The sequence below is a fragment of the Rhizobium sp. NPDC090279 genome, from assembly GCF_044769665.1.
Classification (GTDB): Bacteria; Pseudomonadota; Alphaproteobacteria; order Rhizobiales; family Rhizobiaceae; genus Rhizobium.
Genome location: NZ_JBIVYI010000001.1, coordinates 437,737 through 451,012, shown reverse-complemented (window position 1 = coordinate 451,012; position 13,276 = coordinate 437,737). Strand labels below are relative to the sequence as shown.

General features: G+C 62.0%; 12 protein-coding genes. 6 read left to right on the top strand and 6 right to left on the bottom strand.

What is annotated here, in order from left to right; all coding sequences use genetic code 11:
- Positions 1-9: 9 nt before the first annotated feature.
- Positions 10-1,404 (top strand): amidohydrolase family protein, encoded by a 1,395-nt coding sequence (locus ACIQWP_RS02060; protein ID WP_402781586.1) that lies wholly within the window; start codon positions 10-12, stop codon positions 1,402-1,404.
- Between the two features lie 25 nt (positions 1,405-1,429).
- Here ACIQWP_RS02060 and fdxA read toward each other — a convergent pair whose 3' ends face one another.
- The 4 genes from fdxA to ACIQWP_RS02040 form a co-directional block, all read right to left on the bottom strand.
- Entirely contained in the window at positions 1,430-1,771 is a 342-nt protein-coding gene (fdxA, locus tag ACIQWP_RS02055; RefSeq protein ID WP_402781583.1) for a ferredoxin, read from the bottom strand.
- 183 nt (positions 1,772-1,954) lie between these two features.
- Positions 1,955-4,243: a xanthine dehydrogenase family protein molybdopterin-binding subunit gene (locus tag ACIQWP_RS02050; protein ID WP_402781580.1), complete on the bottom strand. Its 2,289-nt coding sequence runs from the start codon at positions 4,241-4,243 to the stop codon at positions 1,955-1,957.
- Positions 4,240-5,223: an FAD binding domain-containing protein gene (locus tag ACIQWP_RS02045; protein WP_402781577.1), complete on the bottom strand. Its 984-nt coding sequence runs from the start codon at positions 5,221-5,223 to the stop codon at positions 4,240-4,242. The genes ACIQWP_RS02050 and ACIQWP_RS02045 overlap by 4 nt, the downstream gene beginning before the upstream one ends.
- Positions 5,223-5,696 carry a (2Fe-2S)-binding protein gene (locus ACIQWP_RS02040; protein WP_402781574.1) on the bottom strand — a complete coding sequence of 158 codons (474 nt, stop codon included), beginning with the start codon at positions 5,694-5,696 and terminating at the stop codon, positions 5,223-5,225. Before ACIQWP_RS02040 ends, ACIQWP_RS02045 begins: the two co-directional genes overlap by 1 nt.
- Positions 5,697-6,251: 555 nt before the next feature.
- On the opposite strand from ACIQWP_RS02040, the gene ACIQWP_RS02035 reads away from it, so the two are divergent.
- Positions 6,252-6,599 carry an NIPSNAP family protein gene (locus ACIQWP_RS02035; protein ID WP_402781571.1) on the top strand — a complete coding sequence of 116 codons (348 nt, stop codon included), beginning with the start codon at positions 6,252-6,254 and terminating at the stop codon, positions 6,597-6,599.
- A gap of 161 nt (positions 6,600-6,760) precedes the next feature.
- Here the strand turns inward: ACIQWP_RS02035 and ACIQWP_RS02030 are convergent, their stop codons facing one another.
- Positions 6,761-6,964: a hypothetical protein gene (locus ACIQWP_RS02030; RefSeq protein ID WP_092707204.1), complete on the bottom strand. Its 204-nt coding sequence runs from the start codon at positions 6,962-6,964 to the stop codon at positions 6,761-6,763.
- Between the two features lie 335 nt (positions 6,965-7,299).
- Between ACIQWP_RS02030 and ACIQWP_RS02025 the strand changes: the two genes are divergently transcribed.
- From ACIQWP_RS02025 to ACIQWP_RS02010, 4 genes are all read left to right on the top strand, one after another.
- Complete coding sequence (locus ACIQWP_RS02025; RefSeq protein WP_402781564.1) at positions 7,300-8,019, top strand: CDP-diacylglycerol diphosphatase; 720 nt, start codon at positions 7,300-7,302, stop codon at positions 8,017-8,019.
- A 278-nt stretch (positions 8,020-8,297) separates the two neighbouring features.
- Positions 8,298-8,759 (top strand): (2Fe-2S)-binding protein, encoded by a 462-nt coding sequence (locus ACIQWP_RS02020; protein WP_402781561.1) that lies wholly within the window; start codon positions 8,298-8,300, stop codon positions 8,757-8,759.
- Entirely contained in the window at positions 8,756-11,023 is a 2,268-nt protein-coding gene (locus ACIQWP_RS02015) for a molybdopterin cofactor-binding domain-containing protein (RefSeq protein WP_402781558.1), read from the top strand. Before ACIQWP_RS02020 ends, ACIQWP_RS02015 begins: the two co-directional genes overlap by 4 nt.
- Before the next feature lie 215 nt (positions 11,024-11,238).
- Positions 11,239-12,588, top strand: coding sequence for a c-type cytochrome (locus ACIQWP_RS02010; RefSeq protein WP_402781555.1), 1,350 nt, complete (start codon positions 11,239-11,241; stop codon positions 12,586-12,588).
- Between the two features lie 140 nt (positions 12,589-12,728).
- On the opposite strand, the gene ACIQWP_RS02005 is transcribed toward ACIQWP_RS02010, so the two are convergent.
- Positions 12,729-13,166 carry a VOC family protein gene (locus tag ACIQWP_RS02005; RefSeq protein WP_402781552.1) on the bottom strand — a complete coding sequence of 146 codons (438 nt, stop codon included), beginning with the start codon at positions 13,164-13,166 and terminating at the stop codon, positions 12,729-12,731.
- Between the last annotated feature and the right edge of the window lie 110 nt (positions 13,167-13,276).

The following is a 13,276-nucleotide window of genomic DNA, read 5'->3' as shown; positions in this document are numbered from 1 at the left end:
AAAGCGATTATGGCGATGCGGTTACTGCCCAGTCCGGGCCATGCGCCGGCTCAGAGGATCACGGAAGGGGCAGAACTGCCGCAAGCATTCCAATCCTTTGGGCTGCAAGCCGGCGATCTGGTGCTGCCCTCACCTGTCAATGCTCACGACCATGGCTATGGCATCCGCACCCTCGATTTCGGCGCCGTCGACGACGCGCTGGAAGTGTGGATACCGGGCCTGAGGCTGCGGCCGCGTACGGACCCCTATCTCGAAGCCCTCGTCGCATTCGGCCGGCTTGCCAGAACCGGCATCGGCGCGACGATGCACTGCCATAACTCTCTGAATGTCGATCGTCTGGTCAATGAGGCAGGCGCGGTCATGCGCGCCGCCGGCGATATCGGCATTCGACTTGCGTTCTCCTGTCCGCTGCTTGACCATGACGCCTGGGCCTATGACGGCGGGCCGCAACGGCTACAGCCATTTCTGTCACCGGAGGACTGGCAGGCGCTCGCCGGAACTATTCCCGCCTATGCGCCCATCCGCACGCAGCTAGCCGCCGTCGAGGCGGTTGCCGCTGCCAATGCCAATCCGCTAATCGACGTGCAGTATGGGCCGATCGGGCCGCAATGGTGCTCGAATGCCCTTCTGGAGGCGATTGCGGAAGCTTCCGCGCGCCATGACAGGCGCATCCACATGCATCTGCTCGAAAGCCCGCGCCAGCGCATCTGGCTCGACCGGCGTTTTCCTGAGGGCGTCGTCAATTATCTCGACAGAATAGGCTTTCTGTCGCCGCGGCTCGCGGTCGCTCATGGCGTTCAATTGCGTCGCGATGAATGCGAGCTGCTGGCCGAGCGCGGCGTGCAGCTCGCCAGCAATCCGACAGCCAATCTGCGTCTCCGCTCAGGCGTCGCCCCAATCTCATCCACGATCGAGCTTGGTGGCCCGGCCTTCGCCATCGGCCTCGACGGCACCGGACTGGACGACGATCAGGACCTCTGGCGCGAAATGCGGCTCCTCTATCTCCTGCAGGGCGGCCGCGGCCTGTCACGGCAGTTGACGGCGCGAAATGTATTCGATGCCGCAATCCGGGCCGGAGGTCAGGTCATCAACGCAAGAGATGCGGAAGACTACACCATCGTCGATTATCAGGCCCTCATTGCCGAAGCACTGTTCGACGATATCGACGAGGCGGAAGTCCTCCTGACCCGCATGAGCGCGAGATATGCCAAAGGGCTCTTCGTCGCCGGCCGCGCGGTGATGCGCGAGGAGGAACTTACGGGCATCGACTTCGACGCTGCCCTGTCCGAGCTGCTGGCGCAGGCAAGAGCCGATCTGCCAAGGCTTGAAAAGCAAAGACCGCTCATCGCCGCCTTATCGGCAGCGACGCGTGCCTATTACGCCACCTGGCCCGGACTCTCTTGATGCCGCGATCGGCGCAAGTCTCGCGTCACAGGCGGTTGCCGGACGCGCCGCCATGGGCCGCCACGAAAGGGTGATCCAGACTGGTGGTCCGGCTCTTGTCCCAGCCACCGGGCGCACCCCAGCCGGTAACACCGTCGGCGAAGAAATCGCGATTGACGTCACGCAAGAAGAGCCGTTCCCTCGGCATTTCCTCATCCCACAGGATGGCATCGACGGGACAGACGGAGAGACAAAGCCCGCAATTGATGCACTCGTCCGGATGGATGTAGAACATCCGCCCGCCCTCGTAGATGCAATCGACCGGGCAGGCGACCGTGCAGGCACCATCCTTCGTGTCGATGCAGGGCTCGGTGATTACGTAAGCCATGACGTTCGCCTCGCTGCGCTCCCAAGAGCGCTTGCAACAAACTATGACAAACGGACGCGTTCTGAAGAAGCGCCGATTTTCGGGGTTTTCATTGCCAAAAAGGCAACGCGTTGGCAATGACATGGCTTCGTCAAACGGCGCCGGGCCGCATGCTTACGCAATGCGGCCCGGGCCAAGCCACCTTTACAGCAACTTTTCCAACGTGATCGGCAGGTCGCGGATGCGCTTGCCGGTCGCATGGAACACAGCATTGGCAATCGCCGGCGCGACGCCGACGATACCGACTTCGCCGACACCCTTGCCACCGAGCGCCGAGGCATTGAGGTCCGGCACGCCGACGGAGATCACCTGGATATCCGGAATGTCGGAGTTCGTCGGCACGAGGTAATCGCCGACATTGTTGTTGACGGTTCGCCCGTTGCGTTGATCGACCAGCCCCTCCTCGAGAAGCGCCTGGCCAATGCCCATGATGATGCCGCCGCGCCACTGGCTTTCGACCAGCCTGGGATTATAGAGGCGGCCGCAATCGAAGGCGGAGACCATGCGGGAAACGCGCACCGTCCCGAAATCCTCATCGACCCGCACTTCGGCGAAATGGGCGCACCAGCTGTGCATGGAATAATCGCCCATGGTCGGCCCCTGGACCTTGGCCATGGTGGTCCAGGCCTGGAGCTGCTCCTGCGCGTTCGCACCTTCGGGCAGGGTATTGCGCCGGACCTCGATTTCCTCGCGCTTCAGCGCAGACATCAGTTCCGCCAGCGTCAGCGACGGCGCCTCGCCGCGGGGTGCTGCGATGCGCCCCTCGGCGAAATTCAGCGTATTCGCACCCGTATCCCGGAACGGCGAATTGGCATCGCTGAGCGCAAGGCCGATAAGCTCGTCGCGGGCGGCGACCGCAGCCTTGTGGACGGCTCCCATGATCGAGCCGGCCAGCATCGAGCCGCCGGCGATCGCCGCACCCGGCAATCGTGAATCGCCAAGATAGACCTCGACCTGATCCACCGGAATGCCGAAGACCTCGGCGGCACTCTGGGCGAGGATCGTATAGGTCCCCTGCCCCATGTCGATGGCACCGCTGACGACCTCGACCCTGCCGTTTCCGAGGATGCGGATCATCGCCTCGCTCGGCGCCCGGATGACCGGGAAGGTGCCGCAGCCGATGCCCCAGCCGATCAAGGTCTTGCCGTCGCGCATCGAGCGCGGCGCGTGGCTGCGCCGCGACCAGCCGAAAGCTTCCGCACCCTCGGTCAGCGCCTCGCGCAGCCGGCGCGTCGACCACGGCTTGCCGGACTGGTAGTCGTGGTCGGCATAGTTCCTCAGCCGAAGCTCGAGCGGGTCCATGCTGAGCTTGTAGGCCAGTTCCTCGATCGCGCATTCGATGCCGTAGGCGCTCGGGTTCTTGCCCGGGCCGCGCAAGGCGCCCGGCGTCACGCTGTTGACCGGCACGACGCGGTGCTGCGAGGAGAAATTCTCGACCTTGTAGAGGACCGCCGTTGCGGCCCCCGTCTGTTCCGGCCAGTCTGCATCCATCGAGGTTTCGCTGGCGCCGCGATGGACGATCGCCTGCAGGATGCCATCCTCCGTTGCGCCCAGTGCGATCTTCTGCCTGGTCGCAGCACGGCCGCCATAACTGGTAAAATTCTGCGGGCGGGTGACCGCGAGTTTTACCGGCCGGCCGAGCTTTCTTGCAGCCGCGACAGCGACGGCGCCATAGGCGAGCGGCACACCCTTCGATCCGAAGCCGCCGCCGATGAAGGGCGAGATGATCCGGACGTTTTCATAGGGCATGTCGAACCATTCGGAATACATGCGCGCCATGCCGTGCGACCACTGGCTCGGTTCCCAGATGGTCAGCTGGTCGCCATCCCATTTTGCCGTCAGTCCGTGCGGCTCCATCGCGACGTGATATTCGCGCGGCGTCGAATATTCAGCCTCGATCCGCACCGGGGAAGCGGCAAGCGCCGCCTCGGCATCGCCCCAGGCCGAAGAGAGGGGTTCCATGAGCTTGCCCTCACCGCCATTCGGGTCGTTGAGGTCGGCAACGTGCCTGCTCTCTTCATAGGTGACGCGCACGAGCCTGGCGGCCTCCGTCGCCAGCTCGCGGCTTTCAGCGACGACGGCGGCAATCGACTGCCCGTTGAAACGCACCTCGCGCGGCAGCGGATAATAGGGCCCATCGGCGGGCTTGTTGCCGCCCCAGTCAGCCGAAAGTTTAAGACCCAGATCGTCCTCCGGCGTCAGCACCAGCAGCACGCCCGGCATTGCAAGCGCTGCCGAGGCATCGACCTTCACGACACGTCCGGCCGGAATCGTGCTCTGCACGAGGACGGCGTAAGCGAGATTTTCGACCGGATATTCCAGCGCATAGGTCGCCGTGCCCGTCACCTTCATATTGCCTTCGAAGCGCGACTGGCGGCCGCCGACGGTACCGTCGGACGCATCGCCGTGTTTGCGGGGTTCCATCATGGTCATGCAAGACCTCCCATCGTCAGAATGGCGCGGGCGATGACACGCGGCGCAAGTTCGATCTTGTAATGGTTGCCGCCATGCGCGACGGCACCCTCCATGGCGAGCCGGCTGGCCTTTTCGACGGCTTCCCGAGTGAGAGCCTTGCCGACGAGTGCCTGCTCGACAGCCCTGGCACGCCAGGGCTTGGTGGCGACGCCGCCAAGGGCAACGCGAATATCAAGGACGGTCCTGCCGTCGGCTTCCAGCTCCAGACCTACGGCCGCACTCGCTGCGGCAAATTCATAAGACTGCCGATCGCGGACCTTGAGGTAGGTCGAGTTGCGGGCAACGGCAGAAGCGGGAATTGTGACGGCAGTGATGATTTCGCCGCGCTGAAGGAGCGTTTCCCTGTTCGGCGTATTGCCGGGAGCGAGGAAGAAATCGTCAATCGCAACCTCGCGGCTATCCGTCTCGACCACCGCATCGAACGCCACCAGAGGGACCGCAAGATCGCCGGGATAGGAAGCGATGCAAGCCTCGCTCGTGCCGAGCACGGCATGATTGCGCGTGACTCCGCCCATCGCCGAACAGCCGGAACCGGGATTGCGCTTGTTGCAGGCCGGAAAAGTACCTGGATCGCGGAAATAGGAGCAGCGTGTCCGCTGCAGGAGATTGCCCCCGATCGTCGCCATGTTGCGAAGCTGGGCAGAGGCAGCCAGAGACAGCGATTCCGAGATCGCCGGGAAAGCCGCACGAATATCCTTGTGGTCGGCGACTTCGCTCATTTTCGCAAGCGCGCCGATGGTTGCGCCATCAGCGTTGACGGAGATGCCGCTCAGGCCGGAGAGATGGGTGATGTCGATGACCGTGTCGGGTTCGCCCACGCCGCATTTTGCGAGATCGAGCAGCGTCGTTCCGCCGGCAAGCAGCATGGCGCCGGCCTGTTGCGCCGCCTGAGCAGCTTCGGCGGTCGACGTGGCGCGCAGATAGGAGAAGTTTCGCATCACGCCACCTCCGCTGCCTGGCGCACCGCCGCAACGATGCTGTTATAGGCCCCGCACCGACAGAGATTGCCGGACATATATTCGCGGATTTCCGCATCGGAACCGGCATGTCCTTCGCGAATGCAGGCGACCGCGGACATGATCTGGCCTGGCGTGCAGTAACCGCACTGGAAGGCGTCGTGCTCGATGAACGCGGCCTGCACCGGATGCAGATCGCCTGCCTCCCCGGCAATTCCCTCGATCGTCGTGATCTCACGGCCTTCGGCCTGCGCGGCAAGCGTCAGACAGGAGAGCACGCGCTTGCCGTCGACATGACAGGTGCAGGCGCCGCACTGGCCCTGGTCGCAGCCCTTCTTGGTGCCGGTAAGGGAAAGATGTTCGCGCAGCGCGTCAAGCAGCGTCACACGCGGCTCGATATCGAGTTTGTGGCGCTGCCCGTTGATGTCGAGCGCGATATGAATGGTTCGTGTCATGATAAGCTCCTGCCATCGTCACGAAGATGAGACCTGCGGAATCTAGTAGAAACTATCCGTCGGTCTACCGGTTGCTATAGGTTTCTTTCAGGAAGACGAGGCCGATGGAATTCTGGCGTCATGGTCGGCTCTCATTTGAATTGGGAAGCGAAGGACACCACGAATAAACGGAGGCGCCTCCGTTTAAATTAATGCCTGGCTTATTTTCGTCAAGCCCCAACATCCGAGCGAATCTAGCTTTGAACCGATCGCGATAGAGGATGGGCAGGGGGTAGGGCCGAAAGAGCCCTGGCTATTTGTCCTCGATCGCGCACCACTGCGGGCCGGTGGGATCAGGGGATCGATCAACGCCATTCCCGGTCGGTAAAATCACTTGAGACATGAAGCCCGTTTCAGTTATGCTCAAATCGAGCAATATAAGTTCACGTCATCGAAGACCCATCTTAATTCGGCGCCAAAGGGAATCACAACCCGCTGTTATCGCTCAACTACTTTTAAGTCGGGTTCTCAGGGAAAGGCTCGGCCTGTTCTGAATTCGTCCAAGGAGGATTTTTCATGATCCATGAAATGCGCATCTATACTTGCTTGCCCGGCAAGCTGCCAGCGCTCCAGGAGCGCTTCGAAACGGCGACACTGGCGATCTGGAGCCGGCTCGGCATCCGCCCCCTCGGTTTCTGGACGACGATGGTCGGGTCCTCCAGCAACGACCTCATCTATTTCCTCGAATGGCAATCGCTGGAGGAGCGCCAGCGGAAATGGGCGGAATTCGTGGCTGATCCGGCTTGGAAGGAGGCTCTGGCAAGGAGCGAGACGTCCGGCCCGATCCTTGCCAATATCGCCAGTTCGATCCTGCAGCCGACTGGATTCTTTCGCCCCTTTGCCTCCGTCGAGGCCGATGGCTGAAGACGGATAGAAAATTGATCGATGAGATCTACGTCAAGATCCGCGGCAAGTGGTGCGATCGCCAGCTGCGGGGAGGAGGCGGCAGCTATCGAGAGAATCAGAAAGCCGGGACATGCCCGGCTTTCAAAATCTTTTCGACGCGTGTGCCTGCCGCTTTCCAGTCAGCCGTTCTGGTCGCCGCTATTGTCGGCGGCCGGCTCCTGCTCTTTTTCTTTCAGAACGTCCGTCAGCTTGTTGACGCCTTCGAAGCCGGCGACGGCAGCGGCGGCCTTCGTCAGGAAACCGGCATTCGGGTCGACGGCCTCAACGGCCTCGTCGGCAGCCACGGCACCTGCAACTTCTTCAATCAGCTTTCCGATACCCATTTCAAGCTCCTGATCTCTTTGCTTTGCCGCTGGCGTGCGGCGATCGAGCGTTGCAAAGACCTCGCTACGGATAATTAAAGGGCCGCTGCGAGCAGCCTTTTCCTCCCTGGAGCGAGGCATAGTTTCCCCCGGCTCCTGCCATTTAGGCAACGAAACTGAAAGCGACCTTAGCCGAAGATGAAGCGAGGCTGATATTGCTTAATCTCGACCGCGTGGATCGGCCCTCATTTGGCAAGGACCGCCGTCAAGCCGTCACATCAGCCTAATAGGCCTGTGCTAAGCCCTCCGGAATTTCGGAAAATGCCAAATCGCTTGAACCTGGGAAATTTCCTGTCATGACATACTCGCGTCGCGTCACGGCACTTGCCGCATCGTTCCTCCCCCTCCTTTTCGCTCCGGCCTTTGCCGACTCCGACGTGCTCTGGAAGATCGTGCATGACAAGTGCGTCGTGCAAACCGCGCCATGCCTTTCGGTGAACACGGCCGAGCACTATGCGATGCTGAAGGATCTGCGGGGCGTTGCGCAGGTTCTTCTCATTCCGACCGACAAGATCACGGGCATGGAAAGTGCCGCCCTCCTCGATCCCGCAACCCATAATTACTTTGCCGACGCCTGGGCCGAGCAAGGCGACGTTAACGCCCGATTGTCGCACGCGCTCCCGCGCGACGGCCTCAGCCTGGCTGTCAACGCGCAGCAGGCCCGTTCGCAAAACCAGCTGCATATCCATGTCGATTGCCTGAGCGCGGATGCGCGGGCTGCCCTCAAGGCCGATGCCGACAAGATCGGTGACCACTGGGCTCCGCTTCCCGATACCATCGCCGGCCACAAATTCTCGGCGATCCGGGTCAAGGGCGAGACATTGGGCGACTTCAATCCGTTCCTGGCGCTTGCCAAGACATTGAAGGACCCGACAAAGGAAATGGGCGATCACAATCTTGTGGTGGTCGGTGCGAATTTCGCCGATGGCCCCGGCTTCATCGTCCTGACCGACGTCGCCGCACCGGGCATGGGTGGCGAAGACGTACAGGACCACAGCTGCGCGATTACGCACTGAAATCATAAGCTTACGCTTGAGATAAAGGCCGCATCCCTTGCGATGATCGATGCGGCCTCCCTCTCTTCCCTGAAGAGACAGAGGTTTGGAAGCCGATTTATGATCCTGGCTTCTAACTTCTATCGCGATTCACACACTAATCTTTTTGATGCAGCGGGTTCAGTGTTATAGTCCGGGTTGTGAGCCTGAGCTATGCGTCATCCGATTGTCCAGCATTCAGATCATCGCGCAGCGTCTGGCATCGAAGGCTCGCCATCGAAAGCCTCAGGAGGCGCCTCATGAATCTTCAGATCAATAGCCAGTCCTATCAGGTCAAGTCGGATGGAGACACACCGCTCCTTTGGATCATCCGCGACGAGTTGGGCATGACGGGCACGAAATATGGTTGCGGACTGGCGCAATGCGGCGCCTGTTCCGTCCTTGTCGATGGCGAAGTGGTCCGCTCCTGCGTGACGCCGCTCGACAGCGTCGCCGGCCGCCAGATCACCACGATCGAGGCGCTCGAGGCGGACCCGATCGGCAAGCGGGTGGTTGCCGCCTGGGTCAAGCACCAGGTCCCTCAATGCGGCTACTGTCAATCGGGGCAGGTCGTGGCGGCGACCGCGCTCCTGAAACAAACGCCCAATCCTTCCGATGACGAAATTGCCGCGGCGATGATCAATCTCTGTCGATGCGGAACCTACAATGCGATCAAGGCGGCGGTCAAAGACCTCTCCTCCAAGGAAGGGGAAACGCTATGACCGAAACCGGCCGCAATCTCATTCCGGAAGATGAATTCCCGACCGGATCTCCGGTCAACATCTCGCGCCGGCACTTTCTTCTCACCTCCGCCGGCGCGGCGGCAGGCGCCTTCGTCCTCGGCTTTGGCGTCCCGGTCGGCCCCGCGCGCGCTCAGCAGGCCGCGGCAGGCGCCATGCCCCCGGGCACCCGCGTCCCCGCATTTCTCGAAATCCGCCCTGACAGCACCATCCGTTTCATGAGCCCCTTCGTCGAAGGCGGGCAAGGCGTGTTTACGGCCATGGCCCAGATCGTCGGCGAGGAACTCGACGCCGATCCGAAGACCTTCGTCGTCGAAAACGCCCCGACGGGCAGCGACTATCTGGTCGTGCATGGCAAGATGCGCATCACCGGCGGCAGCATGTCGGTGCGCACGAGCTATGAGACCATGCGCCGACTCGGCGCCCTGGCGCGCAACATGATCCTGCAGGCCGCCGCCAAGCGTCTGGATGCGCCCATCACCGAACTGACGACCGAGCCCGGCCGCGTGATCCACGCCGCATCGGGACGCAGCCTCGCCTATGGCGATGTCGCCACCGAGGCATTGGATCTGCCGGTTCCCGCGCCCGACAGCGTGGCGCTTCGCGACCCAAGCAAATTCCGCTGGATCGGCAAACCCGTCGAGCGGCTTGACGTTTACGACAAGTCGACGGGCAAGGCAGTCTACGCGATCGATTGCAAGGTCGATGGCATGCTGCACGCCGCCGTCCAGCATGCGCCGCGCCTCGGCCTGACCATCGGCAAGATCCGCAACGAAGACCAGCTGAAGGCAATGCCGGGCATTCATTCCGTCCATAGCCTGCCCGGCGCCGTCGCCGTCGTTGCCGAACGCTGGTGGAATGCCAAGCGGGCCGCGGAGGCCGCACAAGTCGATTGGCGCGAGCCCGGCGCCGACGCCAATCCCGCATTCCGCTATATGCCCGCAGATTTTTCGACCGCGGCCTTCAACGACAGGCTCGCCAACGAGCCGGGTCCCGGCAAGGATGCGGAGAATGTCGGCAATGCGACCGATGTCTTGGCCGGCGCCAAGACCGTCGTTTCGGCAACCTACAAGAGCCAGTATCTGCATCACGCGCAGCTGGAGCCGCCCTCTACCCTGGCCCGCTTCAACCCGGACGGCAGTCTGGAAGTCTGGATGCCCAACCAGGCGCCCGAACAGTTCCAGGCTGATATTGCCAAGCTGACGGGGCTCGATCCATCGAAGGTGACGGTCCACAGCCCGATCCTCGGCGGCTTCTTCGGACGGCACTTCCTGTATCCATCCGCCAATCCCTATCCGCAGGCCATCCAGTTGGCCAAGGAGGTCGGGCGGCCGGTGAAGCTCATCTGGAGCCGCGAGGAGGAATTTCTGCGCGATCCGATGCGCCCGATGGCGGCCGTGCGCTTCCGTGGCGCAGTCGATGCCAGCGGCATGCCTATCGCGCTAGAGGCCATCAGCGCTTGCGAAGGGCCAACGGAGGGCGTTTTCGGCCATAAGGAGGATTCGCTCGACCCGACGGCCCTGGAAGGTCTGACCGGCAAGTCCTATGCCATCCCGAATTACCGCATCGCGCAGATCTACGTCAAAAACCCGGCGATGCTGGCCTATTGGCGCTCGGTCGGCAATTCCATGAACGACTTCTTCTACGAAACGTTCCTGGACGAGCTGGCCGACAAGGGCGGGCAAGATCCTTATGAGCTGCGCATCAAGCTGCTGCAAAAGAACGAGCGGCTGAGCACTCTCCTGAAAGCGGTCGGCGATCTCTCGGGCGGCTGGAAACGGGGTCCGTTCACGGGAGACGATGGCTCGCGGCGGGCGCGTGGCGTAGCCATGGCATCTCCGTTCGGCAGCCATACGGCGGCGATCGCCGAAGTCTCCATCCGCAACGGCCAGGTCGTCGTCCATGACGTCTGGGAGGCTATCGATCCCGGCAGCATCGTCAATCCGGCGATCATCGAAGCCCAGATCAATTCGGCGTCCGCTCTCGGAATGTCGCAGGTGCTGATGGAAGAGGCCGTCTACAAGAACGGCGAACCCATCGCCCGCAACTATGACCTCTATCCGATCCTGCCGCCGGATCGCATGGCCCGTGTCCATGTCCGCATCGTCGAAAGCGGAGCCGAGATGGGCGGCATCGGCGAGCCGGGGCTTCCGGCCATCCCGCCGGCGGTCGCCAATGCGGTCTCGACGCTGACCGGCAAGCGGATACGCAGCATGCCTCTCTCCAACTACACCTTTGAAAGCTGAGGCGCAGCTTTCGCTGCGCCAGGCACAGATCCGGCTCTCGGCCCGCTCGGGTTCGAGAGCCGGCGTGGTTGGCTCCCTCCCTAGAGTCGGATGATCTCATCCGGCTCAAGAATCAAGGGAGTAGAGCATGATGTCGTCCGAAAACCGATCACACTTTTCGGCATCACGCTCTAGCCAATTACGAAATCCCGAAGCAAAGACGTGAGGGCACACCCTTGAAGAAATTTCTTCTGGTTCTTCTTTTGATTGTCGTGCTTGTAGCCGGCGGCGTCGCATGGTTCGTGACCCGCAAGCCGGCATCCCCTTTTGACAACGTCGCCGCGGTGCCAACCCCCTCGGAGGAGCTGCTGCAGCACGGCGAATATGTCGCGCGGCTCGGCGACTGCGTTGCCTGTCATAGCACGCCGAAGAGCGCACCCTTTGTCGGCGGACTGGAGATGGGGACGCCGCTCGGCTCCATCTTCACGACCAACATCACCCCGGACAAGGAAACCGGGATCGGCAACTATACGCTCGCCGATTTCGACCGCGCCGTCCGCCAGGGCGTCGCGCGCGACGGACATCGCCTTTATCCGGCCATGCCCTATCCTTCCTACGTGAAGATGAGCGACGACGACATTGGCGCGCTCTATGCCTATTTCACCAGCAGGGTCGAGCCGGTGAAGCAAGCGGACAGGTCCTCTGACATCAAATGGCCGATGAACATGCGCTGGCCTTTGGCGCTCTGGAATGCCGTCTTCACCGAGAGCGGAACCTATCAGCCAAAAGCCGCCGGTGACGATCAATGGAACCGAGGCGCCTATCTCGTCCAGGGGCCGGGACATTGCGGCAGCTGTCATACGCCGCGTGCCATCACCATGGCGGAAAAGGCGCTCGATGAAAGCAGCCCGCTCTATCTCTCCGGCGCTCTTCTCGACGGCTGGTATGCTCCGAGCCTGCGCGGCGACCCCAACACCGGCCTCGGCCGTTGGACCGAGGACGATATCCATGCCTTCCTGAAGACCGGCAGGAACGGCCATGCCGTCGTCTTCGGCTCCATGGCGGATGCGTTCAACAATTCGACACAGTTCATGACCGATGACGACCTCAAAGCCATCAGCCATTATCTGAAGTCGTTGCCGGGCGATCCCACCCGCGATGGCACGCCCTGGCAGTATGACGACGCCACGGCCCAGAATGTCGCTCTCTCCAACCGCCAACAGATTCCGGGCGCCCAGACATTCGTCGCGAAATGCAGCTTCTGCCACGGCATCGACGGACGCGGAAAGCAGCAATGGATTCCGCCGCTTGCCGGCTCCGCAGCCTCGCTCGCGAAGGAGAGCGCTTCGCAGATCAACGTAACCCTGAACGGCTCCGGCCGGGTCGTGGCAAACGGAATTCCGGATGCGTATCGCATGCCGCCGTTCCGCCAGCAGCTTTCGGACCAGCAGATTGCCGATCTCCTGACATTCGTGCGCTCGTCCTGGGGAAACCATGGTGGAGCGGTCGCGGCGGGCGATGTGAAGGCGTTGCGCGAGCATACAGATCCGGCAAGCAGCAGCCCGATCATATTGCAGATGCGGTAGCTTCCCGCTGCGCGCTGACCTTTGACGGCGGCAAGGCCAGGGCGGAAGCGTGCATACGGGATCTCAGGCAGTGAGCGGGTCGGCGTCGGACCCGCTCACTGACGTCAGTCACTCCTCCGCCATTTGTCTTCTTGTTGCGCTCAGCCGAGTTCTTGGGCGATCCCGATGAGAAGCCCTTCAGGCCCACGGATATAGCAGAGCCGATACACGTCCTTATATCGGACGACTTCGCCTACGAGCTGCGCGCCGCGCGCGCGGAGCCTTTCGAGCGTCTCGTCGATGTCGTCCACGGTGAACATGGCGCGGAGGTAGCCGAGTGCATTGACCGGGGCGTTCCGATGATCCGCGACGACAGGCGGCATGAGGAAGCGGGAGAGCTCGATCCGGCTGTGGCCGTCCGGTGTACGCATCATGGCAATCTCGACACGCTGATCGCCCAGTCCGGTGACACGTCCGGCCCATTCTCCTTCGATCATGGCCTGTCCTTCGAGCTCGAGGCCGAGTTCGCGAAAGAAATCAATCGCCACTTCGAGATCCTCGACGACGATTCCTATGTTGTCCATCCGCTTGAGCGCCATGTTTCCAATCTCCGAGGTGTTGTTCCAATCTATGCGGTCTCTTGGAGCAATTCCAGGAAAAGTGCGCAGCGGTTTTCCGTCCGGAATTGCGTGAAAACAAAGAGATAGAG

What these genes read in the sequence shown, in the direction of transcription:
- ACIQWP_RS02060 (WP_402781586.1), top strand. Translation starts at nt 10, where the DNA reads ATGGCGATGCGGTTACTGCCCAGTCCGGGCCATGCGCCGGCTCAGAGG.
- fdxA (WP_402781583.1), bottom strand. Translation starts at nt 1,771, where the DNA reads ATGGCTTACGTAATCACCGAGCCCTGCATCGACACGAAGGATGGTGCC.
- ACIQWP_RS02050 (WP_402781580.1), bottom strand. Translation starts at nt 4,243, where the DNA reads ATGACCATGATGGAACCCCGCAAACACGGCGATGCGTCCGACGGTACC.
- ACIQWP_RS02045 (WP_402781577.1), bottom strand. Translation starts at nt 5,223, where the DNA reads ATGCGAAACTTCTCCTATCTGCGCGCCACGTCGACCGCCGAAGCTGCT.
- ACIQWP_RS02040 (WP_402781574.1), bottom strand. Translation starts at nt 5,696, where the DNA reads ATGACACGAACCATTCATATCGCGCTCGACATCAACGGGCAGCGCCAC.
- ACIQWP_RS02035 (WP_402781571.1), top strand. Translation starts at nt 6,252, where the DNA reads ATGATCCATGAAATGCGCATCTATACTTGCTTGCCCGGCAAGCTGCCA.
- ACIQWP_RS02030 (WP_092707204.1), bottom strand. Translation starts at nt 6,964, where the DNA reads ATGGGTATCGGAAAGCTGATTGAAGAAGTTGCAGGTGCCGTGGCTGCC.
- ACIQWP_RS02025 (WP_402781564.1), top strand. Translation starts at nt 7,300, where the DNA reads ATGACATACTCGCGTCGCGTCACGGCACTTGCCGCATCGTTCCTCCCC.
- ACIQWP_RS02020 (WP_402781561.1), top strand. Translation starts at nt 8,298, where the DNA reads ATGAATCTTCAGATCAATAGCCAGTCCTATCAGGTCAAGTCGGATGGA.
- ACIQWP_RS02015 (WP_402781558.1), top strand. Translation starts at nt 8,756, where the DNA reads ATGACCGAAACCGGCCGCAATCTCATTCCGGAAGATGAATTCCCGACC.
- ACIQWP_RS02005 (WP_402781552.1), bottom strand. Translation starts at nt 13,166, where the DNA reads ATGGCGCTCAAGCGGATGGACAACATAGGAATCGTCGTCGAGGATCTC.